Consider the following 18,647-nt stretch of genomic DNA (forward strand, 5'->3'; position numbering starts at 1 on the left):
ATGTCTTCTGACTCCCCTTCACTGTCTTGGCGAGAAACAATTCAAAGCTACATGGATAGACGCCTGATGTGGGTGTTCATGCTCGGCTGTTCCAGTGGTTTTCCCTGGGTATTGATTGGTTCGAATATGTCAGGCTGGCTCAAAGATGCCGGGCTGACTCGCGCAGCAATTGGCTACTTTGGTAGTGTTTTCGCTGTCTACGCAATTAACTTTCTTTGGGCGCCACTGGTCGACAGGGTTCGCTTACCACTATTGCACGCAATGCTAGGTCAGCGCCGAAGTTGGATATTCCTCTGTCAGTCAGTGGTTCTCGTTTGCACCTTATTTATCGCCGGTGTCGATCCATCGCAAAACCTGATGCTTACTTCGATGTTAGCTTTGGGAATTGCTATCTCGTCAGCAACACAAGATATCGCTATCGATGCGTTTCGTATCGATACTTTCCCTAAATCAGAACCTTCAAAACTGCCGCAAGCTTCTGCGATGGCAGTGATTGGTTGGTGGACGGGCTACTCAGTACCTGGTTACCTTGCCTTTATCAATGCAGATTCTGTTGGTTGGAATGGCGTTTACTACGGTATGGCCGCCATTGTCGCTATTTTGATGGTCTTCACCTTGCTCGTCGGTGAGCCAAAAACCCAGCGTGATTCATTGCAAGCGCAAGCGGAACTGCGCCATAGCAAAGTAGTTGGCAATCGAGCCGTTGCTTGGCTAACGGTAACCGTGGTGGAACCCTTCTTAGATTTCTTCAAACGAAATGGCTTCCGCGTCGCACTGACACTACTACTGTTCGTTTTCTTATTTAAGATTGGTGAGGCTTTCCTTGGCCGAATGTCGATTACCTTCTATAAAGAGATTGGCTTTAGTAATGAACAGATCGGTTATTACTCCAAGTTAATCGGCTGGGGACTAACAATTCTGTTCACCCTAGTTGGCAGTATGGTCAATGTGAAGTTTGGTATTGTGCGCGGCCTGATGATTGGCGGTATTGCCATGGCGTCGAGTAATCTGATGTTTGCATGGATCGCTAAGGTTGGACCAAATGAGCAATTGTTCTTAGCCACACTAGTAGTCGATAACTTTACCTCAGCATTTTCGACTGTCGCCTTTGTCTCTTTCTTAACCGTAGTGACAGGGCAAGCTTTCTCGGCAACGCAATACGCCCTGCTCGCTTCATTAGGCAATTTTGGTCGAACGACACTTGCTTCATTCTCGGGGGAGTTGGTCGATTACCTCAACGACTGGTCAACCTTCTTTATCTTGACCGCAGTGATGGTGATTCCAAGCCTGATTATGCTCTATTCACTCAGACACTATTTCTCCGACATGTTGGAGAAGGCAAAGGAGCGGGATAAACAGGAACTGCAGCAGCAAAGCACAGAAAATAGTTGATCAAAAAAGGCTTGGTTCAAAAAACCAAGCCTTTTTCGTTCTATCTGCTTTCTAAGGATACATGCCTTTGCCAAACAGGTTAAATACTCTTGCTACACCTTGGGTAAAAAGCATCGGCTCAGTAAGCACGGTCAAACATAAGCAATCTTCGCCGACGCGGGTGAACGGGCTGTGTTTCACCGAACCATCTTTAAGCAAGTAATCACCCACTTCATAATGGCCATCCTCATCACTAAACCCTCCATGCAGTACTAGTGTTGATTCTAAACCTTTGTGCGTATGCTGAGGGATGGTGACATCTTCTGCGATGTACATCAGATTGATTCGCGCTTGCTCGGAAATATCTATCGAAGCGCTGTAGACCTTACCTCCATAACTTTTCCACTCGCCTATTTTGTCTCTAAAGCGAGTTAACGACAGAGGAAGCCTGAACGTTTTGTCATTTACTTCGATAAAAGTCGGTAATCGCGGCGGTCTCAGTGGCTCGCTGTTTTGCTCTAAACGTACAATCTGATCAAACATTGAAGCCAAATCTAGATTTGAATCTACACTTTCACTAACTAGCTCTTCTCCGCACTCGGCTTCAAACTGCTGAACCAGCTGCCTACATTTAGGACAACTCTCGATATGAGTGGCAATTGTAAAGGCACTCACATCATCAAGAATGCCTTGAGCGTAAGCCTGCAACATTGATGTTTGTGGATGGAAACTCATACTACTCTGCCTCAATTGAATTGCGTAATTTCTCTACCGCTAATCGCAATCTAGATTTAACGGTGCCTAAAGGTATGTCGAACATATCAGCGACTTGCTGATGGGGAAGCTCTTCAAGGTAAACAGCTTTGACCACCTTCTTCTGTGCTTCAGGCAAAATATCGAGATACTTGATAATCTGCTGTTTCAAGCGCTCCGTTTCAGGAGAGTAGTGCTCAACCAAATCAGGCGGACAATAGTCATTAGGCCAAATATCTTCCGAGTGGATATGCGCTTCTCTCCCCTTCTGTTTACGCAGAGTGTCGAAACAGAGGTTACGAGCAATGGTGTATATCCAAGTAGAAAGCGAGCTTTTACTACCATCAAACAATGCACTTTTTTGCCACACGGTTGCCATCGCTTCTTGAACGATTTCTAAAGCCACCTGCTCATTGCCCATATGCCTAAAGGCAAACTGCTTTAAACGTGGGGAGAAATGAGAGAACACCAGAGCAAATGCTTGCTTGTCTTGTTGCTTCACCTTCTCCATACACGACGCCCAGTCATTTTTTTTAAAAGCTTGGGTATCTATGTTGGCCATTTCGATATCCTTAATAACGCCCCTGAACTTTTTAATACGTCTGACAAACTATTTCGATCACTGTGTCAGCTCATCTCCTAAGGTTTTTGTAAGAAAACTAACAGCACCTTCGCAATCTTTTTGCCCGACTAAACGATCAAATTGCTGATTGGTCAGAGGGAGTATTTCTAACCAACGTTGACTGACCCAACTGGCATCATCAAAAAACTTTTGCTCGTAGAGATTACCAATATCAGGGAACTGCTGATAAACCCGGCTCAAATAATGGCAGATGGGCTCAACCTCTTTATCAACAGTAGAATATTCCCAACTCGGTAGCCATTTGACTCTGGCATATCGCAAACCATCATATTCAACTCTTACATGCTTGATCTCGAACTTAGTTAAACCAGTGACAGAGATCCCGAGTAACCCATCGTCAAGCTGCTCAAAGTCAATCACCTTTACTAGGGTTCCGATTTTAGACAATTCACTGCCTTCAGGCTCATCACGCTTTTCAAACAGACACACACCAAAGGTTCCATCGGCTTTCATCGCTTGAGAAACCAATCTTTTATATCGTGGCTCAAAAATCCTTAAGCGCATTTTCCCTTCTGGCAACACAAAAGAACTCAAAGGAAAAAGCATAATCTCAGGCATAAATGTAACTCCCCATCTTTTTATTAACAGTTACGTTACAACACACCAACCCGATCATTCACCGAATATGTTGAATACATGATAAGCATAAAAATTTAGGCCAACGTTTGCGTAATCGATACCTATATCACTTTCTGTGCAATGCAATGAAAGTTCCGTTACATTTAAAATTTTAGTCTGTTAATGAGATCCCGATCACCAGATTTATGTTTTTTTACATTGGTTGCACATGGCTTTTGAGATTTTTATCGATATTATTCCATCCCATAAAGCACAGCTAAGATTGTGCAACCAAGTAAATATCTACTGAATATTTAAATTAACAAACATAGAGAGTTCCCATTATGCGTAAATCACTTTTAGCTCTAGGTGTTGTTGCAGCGGTATCAGCTGTACCAGCACAAGCAGAATACTTATTCGGTTTCGGTGGTATGTATGTTGACTACCAAGCATGGAACCACGGTATCGGTAACGATAAAGACAACTTTGGCGGCGAAATCGAAGATCGTAACCAAGCGGTAATCGGTATTGAAGGTGGTGCGGTATTCGATTGGGGCCAAATCTACGGCTTCTACGATTACGAAGGTGTAGATCGCGCAGGTGATGACCGTGGTGCATCTACTAAAGGTACAATCCACTACAACCTAACTGACTCAGGTATCTCTCTATACGCTCAAGTATACAACACAGATACAGACAAAGGTTTCCACGAGCAAAACCGCGTGTTAGGTCTAGGTTACACAGGCCTTAAAGGCGATGGTTGGGGCTTCACTCCATTCATTGGTGTACACCAAATCAATTCTGGTGATATCAAAGGCAGCAACGGTGGTATGTTTGGCTACGTTGGTTACTACAACACAGATATTGCAGGTCAAAACTTTACCTTCTCTACTTGGAATGAGCTAGAATTTGCACGTAACGATGCGTACTCTACGCTTCAAAGCACAACTGCTGGCTCTAATGAAAGCTCAGAAAGCTGGGGTCTAAACGGTAGCCTAAATGCAATGTGGAATGTCACACAAAACTGGTCAACAGGTATCCTATACCGTTACACAGTTAACAAACTTGCACGTAAAGATTACCAAGATCTTGTAATCTACCGCGTACAATACAACTTCTAATTGTTGATGTATTGACTAAAAATGGCACCTTGGGGTGCCATTTTTATTGCTTTCCCCTTCGCTGACATTATCCTTGGTGCAAAGTTATCTACTTGCGAGCGTTCAGTGAATATTCTTATCCTAGGCCCGGGAGCAATTGGCTCATTATGGGCATCCAAGTTTCAAGCAGCAGGGCACAATGTTTCTCTCTGGTCGACCTCTATCGAACCAAGACTCACCCTTCAACTTGATCAGCTACCGCCGCAAACCTTTTCTAACCGCGACACTAACAGTATTGAGCAAGCCGATCTGATTTTTATTACGGTAAAAGCGTGGCAAGTTGACTCTGCACTGACCCCGCTTATGCCAAGCATCAGCCCAGATGCCATCATAGTGCTAATGCATAATGGTATGGGAACGGCTGAAGCCGTAGTGCGTAAAATGCCTAACAACCCGTTAGTACTGGCTACAACCACCCACGGGGCGTATAAACCAAGCAAGCAACAAGTTCTCCATACTGGCATAGGGCAGACACAGCTCGGTGGTTTCAATTCACTTGGCAACAAATGTGCATTTCTGGAGGAAGTCTTTACTCATGCACTTCCTGTTACAGCTTGGAATAACAATATTCACCACGCGCTATGGACTAAGCTCGCGATAAATTGTGCGATTAACCCCCTCACGGCAATTCATCAAATCAAAAATGGTCAGCTTGCCGCACAAGATCACCAGCTTGAAGTGAATGGGCTACTGGATGAGATCCATCCAGTGTTAGCCGCTGAACAGATCCCGCTTTCACGTGAGCAACTGTCGCAAACAGTCAATCAAGTGATAGAGGCAACCGCTGCCAATAACTCTTCTATGCAGCAAGATATTTTCCATCGCCGCCCAAGCGAGATAGACTTTATTACTGGATACTTACTTGAGCGTGCGCAGCACCATGGCATCTCGATGCCCAAAAATCGCAAACTGTATCAAGCCATCAAAAACATAGAACAAAGTTGGAATTCATAATGACTAAAAAAGTACTCGTCCCAATCGCTCCCGGTAGTGAAGAAATGGAAGCTATTACCATCATAGATATGATGGTTCGTGCGGGCTATGAAGTTGTTGTGGCTAGCGCAGACTTTGATGGCAACCTCACCATGAAGGCATCACGAGGTGTCACTCTTAATGCAGATTGTAAGCTAGTCGATATTGCGGATGACGAATTTGATGCTGTCATTTTACCGGGTGGCGTTGGCGGTGCAGAGGTATTCAGAGACAGTACCGTTTTGGTCGAGATTGTTCGTCAGCAAATGTACGAAGGTAAACTTGTCGCGGCAATCTGCGCTGCACCAGCGTTAGTGTTAGCACACCATGGCCTATACTCAGAAGCTTTAATGACTTGTCACCCTAGCTTCGAAAGTCATATTGAAAAGAAAAACTGGCGAGTAAAACGCGTCACTTATGATGTAAACCATAATTTGCTGACGAGCCAAGGGCCGGGCACCGCGCTCGAATTTGCGATGGAGATTATCATAAATCTATCAGGCAAAGCACACGCGTGGACGGTCGCAGAGCCAATGGTCACCATCCCTACCCTGCAATACCACAAACTGGGTGATGAATAATGTTCGACGCCAAGCTTATTGCTGATCAGTTCCCCGCTTTAAAGCAACAAATTAATGACCAGAGACTTGTTTACCTTGATAGCGCCGCAACAAGTCAAAAGCCTAAATGTGTCATCAAGGCGATTTCTGATTACTACAGCCAGCAAAATGCCAATGTCCATCGTGGCAGTCATAGCTTGACCGCCAAAGCGACCAGTGAATTTGAGACCGCACGTGAAACGGTAGCTAACTTTGTTGGCGCAGCATCGGCTAGCGAGATTATTTGGACTCGCGGTGCGACAGAAGCCCTCAACCTTATCGCTCAGACTTATGCTCGTTCAATACTAACCCCAGATGACGAGATACTGGTCAGTGAGATGGAGCATCATGCCAACATAGTGCCGTGGCAAATTGTTGCTGAGCAGACCGGAGCCAAAGTAGTCAAAATACCGATGACTCAGGAATGTGAGTTTGACTTTGCCGCGTATCAACAACTGATTACGGATAAAACCAAAATCGTTGCACTCGCCCATATCACCAATGTGACTGGTACAAGGCAGCCTATCGAACAAGTCATAGAGCTTGCCCACCAGCACGATGCCATTGTGGTTGTTGACGGCGCTCAAGGCGTCGTACATGAGAAAGTCGATGTGCAAACGCTTGGCGCGGATTTCTATGTCTTCTCAGGGCACAAACTCTTTGCTCCTGCGGGGATTGGCGTGCTCTACGGCAAACTTGGCTTACTAGAGTCCATGCCGCCTTGGCATGGTGGCGGAAAGATGGTTGAAAAAGTCTCTTTCAGCGGCACAACCTTCACTGGCGTTCCAGGTAAATTTGAAGCTGGAACACCCAATGTAGCCGGAGCAATCGCTTTAGCTACCGCGATCAATTGGTATTCTTCATTAGATCAGGCTCTAGTTGAACAACATATCCACCAGCTTGTCGAACGTGCGCACCAAAAACTCAGTCAAATCGAAGATGTGCAAACCTTAGGCTTTCAGAAAGGCTCATCGGTCATCTCTTTCATCATTGATGGCGTACATCATCAAGATGTCGCCACCTTGTTAGATCAGCAGGGTATCGCAGTGAGAGCAGGCAACCACTGCGCCCACCCGCTAATGGATGCGTTAGGTGTGAAAGGCACTATCCGCGCCTCTTTTGCGGTATATAACACCATGGAAGACGTTGATAGGTTAGTGGCTGCGGTTGAGAAAGCAGTGGATATGCTTTAGGCGAGAGCGGGAACGCTTCGCTATGGATGCGGGATTTGGGATTTTGGAACGGACTTCGTCCTACGGAGAGCTGGATAACTAGATAACTAGATAACTAGATAACTAGATAACTAGATTTACATTAATCGAGCCTCCACTCTTTATTTTATGACGGTCATCCTCAAGAGGGAGGAACGACCGAGTTGGGGATCTCTTAAAGCAATTCGAACACTCGAAGAGATTCCCTACTCACTCCTTCGTCGCTCTATGGAATGACCGAAAAGAAGCTTCTTCTCTCTAGCAGGGCGAAGCCCGATCCAGTTCTCCCGCAACGAAGTGTTCCATAAGCGAAGCGTTCCATAAGCGAAGTGATCCATAGGGCAACGCCCGTTCCATTAGCGAAGCGATCCATAGGACGAAGTCCGTTCCCTAGATTCTACAGCTCATCAAACGCTTCAATCGCCTCTGACAGCTTCTTAACTCCGTGGATTTGCATACCTGGGATGCCGCCTTTTGGCATGTTAGCGGCAGGAACAATTGCCTTTTTAAAACCATGCTTGAAGGCTTCGTTTAAACGCTCTTGTCCACTTGGTACAGGGCGAATCTCTCCTGCCAGACCAACTTCTCCAAACACAACTACATCTTTAGGTAGTGGTCTGTCTCTAAAGCTTGAGAGTAGAGCCATTACTAAGGCCAAATCAGCGCTGGTTTCTGTTACTTTTACCCCACCGACGACATTTACAAACACGTCTTGGTCAGCCATTTGCAGACCGCCATGTTTATGTAGTACGGCAAGAAGTAACGATAATCGGTTTTGCTCTAGACCAACTGCGACTCGGCGCGGGTTAGCCAATTGCGAATAATCGACTAAGGCTTGGATCTCTACCAAGAGTGGGCGCGTGCCTTCCCAGACCACCATAACCGAGCTGCCGGAGGTTTCTTCCTCGCCGCGCGATAAGAAAATCGCCGAAGGGTTGCTCACCTCTTTAAGTCCTTGGCCCGTCATAGCGAATACACCCAGCTCATTCACTGCGCCAAAACGGTTTTTATGGCTGCGAAGGGTACGAAAACGGCTGTCTGTACCTCCGTCAAGCAACACCGAACAGTCAATGATGTGCTCAAGTACCTTAGGGCCAGCCAAGGTGCCATCTTTAGTTACGTGACCGACAATGAATACCGAGACGTTATTTTGCTTCGCATAACGAGTCAAAGCCGTTGCCGCTTCCCTTACTTGAGCCACACTGCCTGGTGAGGATTGAACGTCCGAGACGTGCATAACCTGAATAGAGTCAATCACCATAATCTTAGGCTGTTCTTTTTCAGCAATTTGACAGATGCGATCGACATTGGTTTCTGACAACATCTTCAAATTGTCTTTGGGTAAGCCAAGTCGAGAGGCGCGCATTGCAACCTGCTGAAGAGATTCCTCACCCGTGACATAAAGCGTCGGCATTTGCGATGCCAAGTAGCACATGGTTTGTAGCAAGAGTGTCGATTTACCTGCGCCGGGGTTACCACCAATTAGAATCGCAGCACCGGGAACCACACCTCCGCCTAGCACTCGGTCGAGTTCTTTGAATCCACTAGTAAAACGGGGAACCTCTTGCAGCTCGATCTCAGAAAGCGTTTGAACCTTCGCTTCTGTACTTGCCCCTGCATAACCTGCAAGACGCTCGTTGCGCGCTACTGTCGGTGATGCCGCTAAACGAACCTCACTGATGGTATTCCACGCTCCACACGCATTACACTGTCCTTGCCAACGGGGAAAATCTGCTCCGCAGTCATTACAAACGTATGCTCTCTTCGCTTTTGCCATGTAACCTCAGGCCTCTTAAAATATTGTATTTGTGACGCAAACATCGTCTACGCTTGCGTATCTCACCATCTCTACTTGATTCGCAGTAACATATCACTAAAGATCTTTATATCAAGGTCGATATTTTGAGTAAGGGATACTCTAACAAAAAAATATGCAGCAGCCAGAAATACTCTCTCTTGCGGAACGTTTGATTCCTGCTTACAACTCGGAAGATTTCGAATTTCTTCTTGGTCAAATGACTGAGGGAGACCCACCGTCTGTCAAAATCTTAGTTAAGATGGAACTTAACCGAGTTATGGCACCCTGTACTAAACCTATCGACCTCCGCGGACGAGTCAAAGGTGAATGTAGAGAATACGAGCTCGATGGCCTAAAACATTGGCTCGATGACGTTGCATTTAATGCCTACCACAAGAACACGCGCAAGTTTGGTGGTTATACCGAAGGGGTTTGGGAAGCACTTTGCAATACTCATAACAATTTCAGAGTGATGCAAAAACGTGGCAAACCACTAGGAACCGAGATCACCACCGATATCAATGGTATTGATGTCGAAGCGGTAGTAATGGGTTATGACCTGAAACGCAAAGAGAACCGTCTAAAAATCTCTTCCCAGATCGAGATTGAACTGCTGAGCGGACAGATTGTCCATGCCGTGACTGTCGATCTCTCTCCTTCCGGCGCTAAATTTAAAGTACCCTCAGCCTTCAATTACAAACTTGGTGAAGTCATTGACGTTCGTCTGGTTGAACTGAGCAAAACCGTTGAAGTGGAAGGGATACATTCCGTCATTCCTTATCGTATTGTTGGCATCGATGAGTCTTACGAGAACGATGCGGTTAAGTATCTACGGCTACTCAAGCTTGATACCACCAATATTATCGAAGATGTGATTGAGCAACTGCTAAAAAGTGAAGGACAAAAGACTCGCCACGACAATCAAGATAAGATCATTCGTGCTCGTTCACGTGGTTTTGAGCATACCTACTTAAAACACACCTGTAATCTACCAGTGTTCTTTAGTGGTAATGAGTTAAAACTTGCCCTAATGACAGAAAACAACCAGAAGATTTGGCAGTACTGGCATGATGAGCGCAATCAGCAGAGCTTAACTAACTTATTCAACAACCAGCGTATGTCATTGCTCACTACGGAAGGCATGAGAGGAAGTAGTAATGTGATCTACTCCTTCACTCATGAGCATCAAGACAAAACCTTGTTCTTCTCCATGATGATGCCGGAAGCGACACGTGAACTGCGTCAGCTGTTTTGGCACATTGGTGCAAAGAAAGAGAGTTGGAAAGTATTCCGATTGTCGGTGTTTGAACTGTCTGCAGAAGAGAGGCTCGAACTTTCAGAGCATACCAACGAACTTGGGCTTGAAACCTCTTCATTGACTCATTGTGGCATCTTGCAAGAAATCGCTGATGACACCAGTCGCCAAGACTATCTATTGGCAGAGAAACCTCGTTTAGCGAGCAGTGAACTTAACCAATTTAGACATGCCCGAAACCCAGAAAACAATCCGGTATGTATCTATTTCGATGCTCAGTCGCGTCGTAGAGAACCGCGATACCAGTTTAAATCGCCGATAATGCTCTCTGAGCCTGACACAACGACTTATGAAGGCATCAGCATAGATATCTCTAAACATGGCATTAGCGTCGCTCTGGCTGCGCCGTGTAAATTGAAAGCGGGCGAAACTTGTTCAGTCAATTTCAAAGAGCTTCAACTCTATGACAAGAAGCTCCCTCTTGGCGAAGTGCCTTATCGCGTGATTAGAGTGAGCCCCGGAGGGAAGCAGTTGCAACTGGCGATCATTGAAGATAGTCAGATTATGCGCACTATCGCTTTCTTTGGCACTTTGATCGATCATAACCAAGATAAATTGATCGCTAAAAAAGAACTGCTGCCAAGCAATGAGCTACTTGAAGGTCTGCATGATATCTTGCTCGATAAAATGGTCAGCTCGCCACTGTTTATCGAGAAGAAAGGCAATAGCCTGAGACCAAAAGCGATTGGTATTAATTACCCACTCAAACCTTACTTAACCATTTTGGCTAAACTAGGCGATGAGAAAAACTTCTCGCTTGGTCCAATATACAAAGGCCGCACCAATACGCTCCTCGCTCAACCGATGAAGCGAATTGAAGGTGCTCAACCTCAATATCATGAGCTCTATCTCACTGCGGTTAAGTTCGGAACGCGTATCCAATCAGTTGATTCGAAATTGAGCAGCGACTTCGATAGCCTGAAAGAACGCATGAACTTTGTCAAAAATGCCCAAGCAATGGGAGAGTTCTATGCGATTAGAATCTGTGGTGCGCCAGTCTTTGATCCTATTACTGCCTTGGTGCGCAAAGACCTCGATGAGTTAACTCATATCAGTTTGCACCATGCGCGTAATCTAGAAAAAGACATCCACAACATTGTTGGTTATGGTGAGCTGACTGACATCACCGAGGAAGTGTTAATCCGTTTGGGCTTAACCCAATAAAAAAGCGAGGCCTTGGTTGCCTCGCTTTGAATGCTTATGGTTGAGGTTTAAAGCTGACCCGCTTTTGCTTCACTAGCAGTGCAGAAAGAATACACACAATACTACCTAAGCCAGAATAGCGAACGGCACTCTTAGCTTGCTGCTCAACTTTCGGTTTCGCATGATAAGCGATGCCTAAGCCCGCCGCTTCCATCATCACCAAATCATTGGCTCCATCGCCGACAGCAATCGTATTGTGAGACTCAATATCGTATTGCTCTGCCAGCTCTACCAGAATATCCGCTTTCGTTTGCGCTGAGACTACGTCACCAAGCACCTTACCGGTCAGTTTACCTTTAACGATTTCTAGTTGGTTGGACTGAGCATGATCAAGCGCTAACAATTGTTTGAGGTGGTCTGAGAAATAGGTAAAGCCGCCCGATGCAATCGCCGTTTTCCAACCATACTGTTTTAGTGTGCCAATCAGCTCGGGTAAATCAGGCATCAGAGGTAACTCGGCGCGGACTTCACTCAAGATTGACTCATCAGCGCCTGCAAGCTTGCCAACACGTTGACGTAAGCTCTGCTCAAAATCGAGCTCTCCTTGCATCGCACGTTCAGTGACTTCCGCTACTTCTTCACCCACACCCGCGAGTTTAGCGATCTCATCAATACACTCGATTTGAATCGCGGTTGAGTCCATATCCAACACGATCAACCCCGGTTTAGACAGATCTGGCATATCGACCAGTGTAGAGTAATCTAGCTCTAAACCTTGTAAAATTTCTTCATGCTCAGGCGTTAGTTCGCCAGCCATTAAGGCCACTTCATAACGCCCAACCTTCCAAACGTCAACTACAGCATTGTAGTAACCAACGAAGAAGTCGATGTCTTCAAACTGACTTGGGCAGAGGTACTCACCAAAAACAACCCAACCTGCATTGGCTTTATCAAACTGGGTAGCAAGTCGAGATTCTGGTAGGCGGTTAATGAGGGGGATGTGTTTACGTATAGAGAGAGTCTTTAACGTGTCCATGTCTACTATTCCTAAAAAATCTCTCAACACGTTAACCTATTGCAATTTGGGTGCGCAAGTCTCAATATGCTCTAAAATATAATTAAGCTCTATTTAGGTGAAAAATGGACTCATCTCTGTTTTCTTTTCGTACTGCGATGAAAGTACTCGCGATTATCTCTTTGATTGCTATGGTGGCAACCATTGGGATTAACAGCGTCAAAATTACGAAGGGTAACGAAGAGATTCAGGCCAACCAACTAGAGACGCTAACCAATATTCTGATCTCACAGGCATCGCTTTCTGCCAGTGATATGATCATCAATCAAGATCAAGAGCGCTTACTTAAACTTTCCAATCAACTAGCTAAAGATGAGCTGGTAATCGATGCCACCATCTATGACTCTGAAGGGGTAAAACTGGCGGCCAGTCAGGAAGCAAAGTCTGTACGAGAGATGCTTGGTCTAGATACCCCACTACAAACAGCACGTATTGGCAAACAACAATTGGTGGAGCCCGTGTTACACGATGGCTCAGTGATTGGCTTTGTCCGCATCACCTTTGAAACAGGTAAGCTGACCGCCTTCTCTGATCACTACTACCGCAAAAGCGATCGATACATGTACACCATGGTCGGGCTGAGTTTTATCGCCGGCCTGCTGCTTACCTTGATTGTTCGCCGTAAGCCAAACAAGCGCAAGGGTGAGAACTTGTTGCTCAAGGATATGTAGAGATTTTTAGAACGCTTCGCTCCTAGATGCGGGAACGGACTTCGTCCTACGGATAACTGGATAACTGGATAACTGGATAACTGGATAACTGGATAACTGGATAAAATAGAACAGGGTTGACGTGAAAACGTCAACCCTGTTTATTTAGGAACGCTTAGCTATGGACACGGGAACGAAAAACTCTCGAAGGACGAAGTCCTATCTCGATTCTCGGAACGCAGTGTTATCGAAGGGCGAAGCCCGATCCCGTTTTCCCGAAGCGAAGCGATCTCAAGGACGCAGTCCGCCCCTACTCTGCGTCACCTAAAAGAACAGAGTCTAGAGCAACGATCATCATATCGTTGAACGTTGTTTGGCGCTCATCAGATGTAGTTTGCTCACCTGTCTTAATATGGTCTGAAACAGTACAGATGGTTAGTGCTTTTGCACCGTACTCAGCACATACGCCGTAGATGCCTGCGGCTTCCATTTCAACCCCAACGATGCCGTATTTATCCATAACATCGAACATCTCTGGATCAGGCGTGTAGAACAGCTCCGCTGAGAATAGGTTACCGACTTTCACTTCAATACCGCGTGCTTTTGCTGCGTCTTCTGCTGCGCGAACCATTTTGTAGTCAGCGATAGCCGCAAAGTCATGACCTTTGAAACGAATACGGTTCACTTTCGAATCCGTACATGCGCCCATGCCGATGACTACGTCACGCACTTTGATATCTTCACTTACCGCACCACAGCTACCGACACGAATGATCTTCTTCACGCCGAAATCTTTGATCAGCTCTGTTGCGTAAATAGAACATGATGGGATACCCATACCATGACCCATTACCGATACTTTGCGGCCTTTGTAAGTGCCCGTGAAGCCGTACATATTGCGTACATCACATACCTGTACAACATCTTCCAAGAAGGTTTCTGCAATGTATTTTGCGCGTAGCGGGTCACCCGGCATGAGTACGACGTCTGCAAATGCACCCATTTCTGCGTTGATATGTGGAGTTGCCATGATTCAATTTCCTTTTATTAATCGGATATTAGTGAGAATGGACAAAATAATAGAGGGCTAGGCCCTCTATCTAATTTAGTCGATTTTGATTACAAGAAGTTTTTACCGTAATCCATTGGTGAAGTACCAAAGTAGCTAGCCAAAGTTTGGCCAATATCAGCAAAGGATTCACGAAGGCCCAACGAGCCTGCTGGTACTTTCTGACCGTAAACAATCACTGGGATGTGCTCACGAGTGTGGTCAGTACCTGGCCAAGTAGGATCACAACCATGATCAGCAGTTAGAATCAGTACATCGTCCTCTTCCATCATCTCCATCACTTCGTGGATACGGCCATCAAAGTACTCTAACGCCGCTGCATAGCCCGCAACGTCACGGCGGTGACCATAAGCAGAATCGAAGTCAACAAAGTTGGTGAATACGATAGTGTTGTCACCCGCTTCTTTGATTGCCTCTTTTGTTGCTTCAAATAGAGCAGGAATACCTGTTGCTTTGGTCTTCTTAGTGATACCGCAGCCAGCGTAAATATCAGAGATCTTACCAATCGAGTGAACTTCACCGCCCTTCTCATCAACTAGCTTCTGAAGAATCGTTGCTGAAGGTGGTTCAACAGATAGGTCACGACGGTTACCCGTGCGCTCAAATTGACCTTTACCTGGACCAACAAACGGGCGAGCGATAACACGACCAATGTTGTAATCTTCAAGTTCTTCACGCGCGATTTGACAAAGCTCGAGTAGACGATCAAGACCAAACGTCTCTTCGTGACAAGCAATTTGGAATACAGAGTCAGCAGAAGTGTAAAAGATTGGCTGGCCAGTCTTCATATGCTCTTCACCCAAATCATCAAGAACTTGAGTACCCGATGCGTGACAGTTACCTAGGAAACCGTCAAGACCTGCACGCTCAAGGATGCGGTCAGTTAGCTCTTTAGGGAAACTGTTCTCTTTGTCAGTGAAGTAGCCCCAATCAAACAGTACAGGTACACCTGCAATCTCCCAGTGACCAGATGGAGTATCTTTACCAGAAGAAAGCTCAGCCGCGTGGCCATAAGCACCGATGATTTCTGCGTCTGCATCAAGGCCTGGAGCAAAGCTACCTGTCGACTCTTTGTGTGCCATTGCTAGGCCAAGCTTAGATAAGTTAGGTAGCTTTAGTGCGCCGCTACGATCAGCGTTGTCCGCTAAGCCCTTATCACACTGCTCAGCAATATGACCTAGGGTATCTGAACCAACGTCACCAAAGTCTTTAGCATCAGCTGTCGCACCGATACCAAATGAGTCTAAGACTAAAATAAATGCTCTTTTCATTGCTCTCTTCCTTTGATTGGTCAAGAACAACAGCTCAATCGACCAATCTAATAATAATAGTAATTCAACTCAAAATAGTTGGACTTGCAGCAAGGCAACCAGCAAGCGAATCCCCTGAGCATAGCTCGTCTATGTGACTGGGGGAGCGAACGCAGTTAACGCCGCTGCAAGTTCAAGTATGAAGAGTTTAAAGATCTTCAGCGCGAATCTGACGATACACCTCTGGCGTTGGTGTGTACTCACCACCAATCGTGATCGCGGCTTTCAGTGCTTGCGCTGCTTCCTGCCACTGCTCTTCATTGCGAGCGTGGATAACCGCTAGAGGCTTATCACTTGATGCCTCTTCACCTAAGCGGATGAAGCTGTCAAAGCCCACTGCATAGTCAATAACGTCTGTTGCAACACGGCGACCACCACCCATAGACACAACGGCCATACCAATTGCACGAGTATCCATCGCTGATACAGTACCGTTTTGATCAGCGTATACAGGCTTGATGAATTCCGCTTTTTCTAGGTAGTTATCGTAGTTTTCAACAAAATCAGCAGGGCCACCAAGGCCAGCAACCATTTTGCCGAAACACTCTGCCGCTTTACCGTTGTCGAGTACTTCCATCAACTTGGCACGCGCATCTTCAGTGTTATCAGCAAGCTTGCCTAGAACCAACATCTCGGCACATGACGCCATAGTCACTTCAAGTAGACGAGGGTTACGGTACTCACCCGTTAAGAACTGAACGGCTTCACGTACTTCAACCGCGTTACCCGCAGAAGAAGCCAGTACTTGGTTCATATCGGTTAGGATAGCCGTTGTCTTAGTACCTGCACCGTTTGCTACGGCGACAATAGATTTAGCTAGCTCTTCCGACGCTTCGTAAGTTGGCATAAATGCACCAGAACCAACTTTTACATCCATCACTAGTGATTCAAGACCTGCTGCCAGTTTCTTAGAAAGAATTGAAGCGGTGATCAACGAGATGTTATCAACCGTCGCAGTAATATCACGTGTCGCGTATACGCGCTTATCGGCTGGTGCCAAGTCGCCGGTTTGACCTATGATTGCCACACCCGCTTCTTTGGTTACATCACCAAACACTTCGTTAGTTGGGGTAATGTTGTAACCAGGAATAGACTCAAGCTTATCTAGCGTACCGCCAGTATGACCAAGACCACGACCTGAGATCATAGGTACAAAGCCACCACATGCAGCGACCATAGGGCCAAGCATTAGAGAGGTTACATCGCCGACACCACCGGTTGAGTGTTTATCAACGATAGGACCGCCAAACTCTTTGTGGCTCCAATCAATAACCATACCAGAGTCACGCATAGCACAAGTAAGCGCAATGCGTTCAGGCATCGTCATTTCATTAAAGAAGATAGTCATAGCAAACGCTGCAATCTGACCTTCAGATACAGTGTTTTTCGCTACGCCTTGGATAAAGAAGTTAATTTCTTCCGCGGTAAGCACTTCGCCATCGCGTTTTTTACGAATGATTTCTTGAGGTAAGTACATTAGATCCTCCCACGCTTTAGCAAGCGATGGTTATAAGGTAAAGAGGTAATGTGGAGCAGCGGCTCGCTACTCCACCAAACAGACTTTGTTTTTATCTACTCTCGAACGAGAGAATTAGTAAGCTGCTGGATCAGCAGTTTCGTCTGTTACTTCTAATGTATTTAGTAGGTTTGTTAGCAGGCTTGACGCACCGAAACGGTAGTGACGAGCATCAACCCAGTTATCGCCTAGGATTTCATCAGCCATTGCTAGGTAATCCGCTGCATCTTCAGCAGTACGAACGCCACCAGCTGGTTTGAAACCAACAGTTTGTGCAACACCCATATCACGAATCACTTCTAGCATCATGCGAGCGTATTCAGGTGTTGCGTTTACTGGCACTTTACCCGTTGAAGTTTTAATGAAGTCTGCGCCAGCTTTGATACAGATTTCAGATGCTTTCTTGATTAGTGCTTCTTCTTTTAGCTCACCCGTTTCGATGATTACTTTCAGAAGAATATCACCACAAGCTTCTTTACATTGCTTAACTAGCTCGAAGCCCACTTCTTCGTTACCTGCCATTAGAGCACGGTAAGGGAATACTACGTCTACTTCATCTGCACCGTAAGCTACTGCCGCTTTAGTTTCAGCAACAGCGATCTCGATGTCGTCGTTACCGTGTGGGAAGTTAGTTACAGTTGCGATGCGAACTTCTGGCGTACCTTGCTCACGAAGTGTCTTCTTAGCAATAGGAATAAAGCGAGGGTAAATACAAATTGCAGCTGTGTTACCTACTGCTGATTTTGCGTCATGACATAGTGAAATAACTTTCGCATCAGTGTCATCATCATTCAGCGTAGTTAGGTCCATTAGTTTAAGTGCACGTAGTGCTGCTGCTTTTAAATCGCTCATTTCTATCTCCGATCAATATTCAAAAAAGTTACTGTTCTAAAAACGTTTTTAGAACTGCAGTCATTTATGAACGGACTTGGTTCCCTGAAGACTCGGCATATACAGCGAGTTTTAATATGCCAATTGCTATCCTTGTCACCGCACAGTACCAGTTTGGTCTATGGCACAACAATCTGCGATTGCGGTGTCTAACGTATATGGGCAAACGCCCAAGCAACGGTATCGTTGCTGCCAGCGCCAATCATACTCCTTGTATTAATTATCGCTAGCTAAAAAACTTCTCAATAATCCATTGATAAGTTACGCCACCAAGATAAACACCAACGATGCCCATAACACCTGCTAATACAGGCGGGGCCGGTATCGGTAACTTGATAGCGGAAAACAGGACTCCAACGACAAAACCGGCTAAGGTTGCGAGGAAAACTTCATTCATGAGTTTTACCCTACTTTCTATAGATACCTACATTATAGATATTTGTCGCAGAACTGTAGTGGCTCATAGAGCGCAAACGGTTTGTATCTCAAAAAAGATTCTGCTTAACGTTTGCTCAATCTAATCAACTGCACAAACGTTATGAATCTTGTTGTCCGAACTCATTCCAGACCTTCGCACAATCCAACGAAAGCTCTCATTGTCTCATGCTGATGT

At 45.8% G+C, this 18,647-nt stretch carries 17 protein-coding genes; 7 read left to right on the forward strand and 10 right to left on the reverse strand.

The genetic code is table 11. From position 1 onward, the window contains the following. Complete coding sequence (locus AC5O63_RS13930; protein WP_494505377.1) at positions 1 to 1,392, forward strand: AmpG family muropeptide MFS transporter; 1,392 nt, start codon at positions 1 to 3, stop codon at positions 1,390 to 1,392. A gap of 51 nt (positions 1,393 to 1,443) precedes the next feature. On the opposite strand, the gene AC5O63_RS13935 is transcribed toward AC5O63_RS13930, so the two are convergent. The 3 genes from AC5O63_RS13935 to AC5O63_RS13945 are packed head-to-tail and all read right to left on the reverse strand — an operon-like array spanning position 1,444 to position 3,325. Further along, positions 1,444 to 2,106, reverse strand: a complete 663-nt coding sequence (locus tag AC5O63_RS13935; RefSeq protein WP_494505378.1) for a ChrR family anti-sigma-E factor — start codon at positions 2,104 to 2,106, stop codon at positions 1,444 to 1,446. Position 2,107: 1 nt separating this feature from the next. Beyond that, positions 2,108 to 2,686 (reverse strand): sigma-70 family RNA polymerase sigma factor, encoded by a 579-nt coding sequence (locus AC5O63_RS13940; RefSeq protein ID WP_494505379.1) that lies wholly within the window; start codon positions 2,684 to 2,686, stop codon positions 2,108 to 2,110. 57 nt (positions 2,687 to 2,743) lie between these two features. After that, the gene (locus AC5O63_RS13945) at positions 2,744 to 3,325 is read right to left on the reverse strand and encodes an LON peptidase substrate-binding domain-containing protein (RefSeq protein WP_494505380.1); all 582 of its coding nucleotides are present in this window, start codon (positions 3,323 to 3,325) and stop codon (positions 2,744 to 2,746) included. A 344-nt stretch (positions 3,326 to 3,669) separates the two neighbouring features. Here AC5O63_RS13945 and AC5O63_RS13950 point away from each other — a divergent pair, with 344 nt between their 5' ends. The 4 genes from AC5O63_RS13950 (at position 3,670) to csdA (ending at position 7,249) form a co-directional block, all read left to right on the forward strand. Further along, complete coding sequence (locus AC5O63_RS13950; RefSeq protein WP_004744916.1) at positions 3,670 to 4,446, forward strand: outer membrane protein OmpK; 777 nt, start codon at positions 3,670 to 3,672, stop codon at positions 4,444 to 4,446. Between the two features lie 105 nt (positions 4,447 to 4,551). Next, positions 4,552 to 5,439 carry a 2-dehydropantoate 2-reductase gene (panE, locus tag AC5O63_RS13955; RefSeq protein ID WP_494505458.1) on the forward strand — a complete coding sequence of 296 codons (888 nt, stop codon included), beginning with the start codon at positions 4,552 to 4,554 and terminating at the stop codon, positions 5,437 to 5,439. Further along, positions 5,439 to 6,038: a DJ-1 family glyoxalase III gene (locus AC5O63_RS13960; protein ID WP_171802024.1), complete on the forward strand. Its 600-nt coding sequence runs from the start codon at positions 5,439 to 5,441 to the stop codon at positions 6,036 to 6,038. Before panE ends, AC5O63_RS13960 begins: the two co-directional genes overlap by 1 nt. After that, positions 6,038 to 7,249, forward strand: a complete 1,212-nt coding sequence (csdA, locus tag AC5O63_RS13965) for a cysteine desulfurase CsdA (protein ID WP_494505381.1) — start codon at positions 6,038 to 6,040, stop codon at positions 7,247 to 7,249. Before AC5O63_RS13960 ends, csdA begins: the two co-directional genes overlap by 1 nt. A gap of 415 nt (positions 7,250 to 7,664) precedes the next feature. Here the strand turns inward: csdA and radA are convergent, their stop codons facing one another. Next, positions 7,665 to 9,044, reverse strand: a complete 1,380-nt coding sequence (gene radA, locus AC5O63_RS13970; protein WP_494505382.1) for a DNA repair protein RadA — start codon at positions 9,042 to 9,044, stop codon at positions 7,665 to 7,667. A gap of 154 nt (positions 9,045 to 9,198) precedes the next feature. Here radA and AC5O63_RS13975 point away from each other — a divergent pair, with 154 nt between their 5' ends. After that, complete coding sequence (locus AC5O63_RS13975) at positions 9,199 to 11,544, forward strand: PilZ domain-containing protein (RefSeq protein ID WP_004744921.1); 2,346 nt, start codon at positions 9,199 to 9,201, stop codon at positions 11,542 to 11,544. A gap of 34 nt (positions 11,545 to 11,578) precedes the next feature. Here the strand turns inward: AC5O63_RS13975 and serB are convergent, their stop codons facing one another. Continuing rightward, positions 11,579 to 12,559 (reverse strand): phosphoserine phosphatase, encoded by a 981-nt coding sequence (serB, locus tag AC5O63_RS13980; protein ID WP_494505383.1) that lies wholly within the window; start codon positions 12,557 to 12,559, stop codon positions 11,579 to 11,581. 104 nt (positions 12,560 to 12,663) lie between these two features. Between serB and AC5O63_RS13985 the strand changes: the two genes are divergently transcribed. After that, positions 12,664 to 13,269 carry a YtjB family periplasmic protein gene (locus tag AC5O63_RS13985; protein ID WP_171323018.1) on the forward strand — a complete coding sequence of 202 codons (606 nt, stop codon included), beginning with the start codon at positions 12,664 to 12,666 and terminating at the stop codon, positions 13,267 to 13,269. A gap of 289 nt (positions 13,270 to 13,558) precedes the next feature. Here AC5O63_RS13985 and deoD read toward each other — a convergent pair whose 3' ends face one another. The 5 genes from deoD to AC5O63_RS14010 form a co-directional block, all read right to left on the reverse strand. Continuing rightward, positions 13,559 to 14,278 carry a purine-nucleoside phosphorylase gene (deoD, locus tag AC5O63_RS13990; protein WP_171323020.1) on the reverse strand — a complete coding sequence of 240 codons (720 nt, stop codon included), beginning with the start codon at positions 14,276 to 14,278 and terminating at the stop codon, positions 13,559 to 13,561. Positions 14,279 to 14,367: 89 nt separating this feature from the next. Then, positions 14,368 to 15,588 carry a phosphopentomutase gene (locus tag AC5O63_RS13995; RefSeq protein ID WP_004744925.1) on the reverse strand — a complete coding sequence of 407 codons (1,221 nt, stop codon included), beginning with the start codon at positions 15,586 to 15,588 and terminating at the stop codon, positions 14,368 to 14,370. A 187-nt stretch (positions 15,589 to 15,775) separates the two neighbouring features. Then, positions 15,776 to 17,104 carry a thymidine phosphorylase gene (deoA, locus tag AC5O63_RS14000; protein WP_494505384.1) on the reverse strand — a complete coding sequence of 443 codons (1,329 nt, stop codon included), beginning with the start codon at positions 17,102 to 17,104 and terminating at the stop codon, positions 15,776 to 15,778. A 114-nt stretch (positions 17,105 to 17,218) separates the two neighbouring features. Continuing rightward, a complete protein-coding gene (deoC, locus tag AC5O63_RS14005; protein WP_004744927.1) occupies positions 17,219 to 17,995 on the reverse strand; it encodes a deoxyribose-phosphate aldolase in 777 nt (258 codons plus the stop codon). A gap of 265 nt (positions 17,996 to 18,260) precedes the next feature. Next, a complete protein-coding gene (locus AC5O63_RS14010; RefSeq protein WP_004744928.1) occupies positions 18,261 to 18,431 on the reverse strand; it encodes a XapX domain-containing protein in 171 nt (56 codons plus the stop codon). Between the last annotated feature and the right edge of the window lie 216 nt (positions 18,432 to 18,647).

This window comes from Vibrio sp. SCP2, assembly GCF_059295395.1.

Bases quoted from the DNA above. Each gene is read 5' to 3' on its own strand.
- AC5O63_RS14010 (WP_004744928.1), bottom strand. From the start codon at position 18,431: ATGAATGAAGTTTTCCTCGCAACCTTAGCCGGTTTTGTCGTTGGAGTC.
- AC5O63_RS13945 (WP_494505380.1), bottom strand. From the start codon at position 3,325: ATGCCTGAGATTATGCTTTTTCCTTTGAGTTCTTTTGTGTTGCCAGAA.
- deoA (WP_494505384.1), bottom strand. From the start codon at position 17,104: ATGTACTTACCTCAAGAAATCATTCGTAAAAAACGCGATGGCGAAGTG.
- AC5O63_RS13930 (WP_494505377.1), top strand. From the start codon at position 1: ATGTCTTCTGACTCCCCTTCACTGTCTTGGCGAGAAACAATTCAAAGC.
- serB (WP_494505383.1), bottom strand. From the start codon at position 12,559: ATGGACACGTTAAAGACTCTCTCTATACGTAAACACATCCCCCTCATT.
- deoD (WP_171323020.1), bottom strand. From the start codon at position 14,278: ATGGCAACTCCACATATCAACGCAGAAATGGGTGCATTTGCAGACGTC.
- AC5O63_RS13995 (WP_004744925.1), bottom strand. From the start codon at position 15,588: ATGAAAAGAGCATTTATTTTAGTCTTAGACTCATTTGGTATCGGTGCG.
- AC5O63_RS13960 (WP_171802024.1), top strand. From the start codon at position 5,439: ATGACTAAAAAAGTACTCGTCCCAATCGCTCCCGGTAGTGAAGAAATG.
- deoC (WP_004744927.1), bottom strand. From the start codon at position 17,995: ATGAGCGATTTAAAAGCAGCAGCACTACGTGCACTTAAACTAATGGAC.
- AC5O63_RS13940 (WP_494505379.1), bottom strand. From the start codon at position 2,686: ATGGCCAACATAGATACCCAAGCTTTTAAAAAAAATGACTGGGCGTCG.
- AC5O63_RS13935 (WP_494505378.1), bottom strand. From the start codon at position 2,106: ATGAGTTTCCATCCACAAACATCAATGTTGCAGGCTTACGCTCAAGGC.
- AC5O63_RS13985 (WP_171323018.1), top strand. From the start codon at position 12,664: ATGGACTCATCTCTGTTTTCTTTTCGTACTGCGATGAAAGTACTCGCG.
- AC5O63_RS13950 (WP_004744916.1), top strand. From the start codon at position 3,670: ATGCGTAAATCACTTTTAGCTCTAGGTGTTGTTGCAGCGGTATCAGCT.
- csdA (WP_494505381.1), top strand. From the start codon at position 6,038: ATGTTCGACGCCAAGCTTATTGCTGATCAGTTCCCCGCTTTAAAGCAA.
- radA (WP_494505382.1), bottom strand. From the start codon at position 9,044: ATGGCAAAAGCGAAGAGAGCATACGTTTGTAATGACTGCGGAGCAGAT.
- AC5O63_RS13975 (WP_004744921.1), top strand. From the start codon at position 9,199: ATGCAGCAGCCAGAAATACTCTCTCTTGCGGAACGTTTGATTCCTGCT.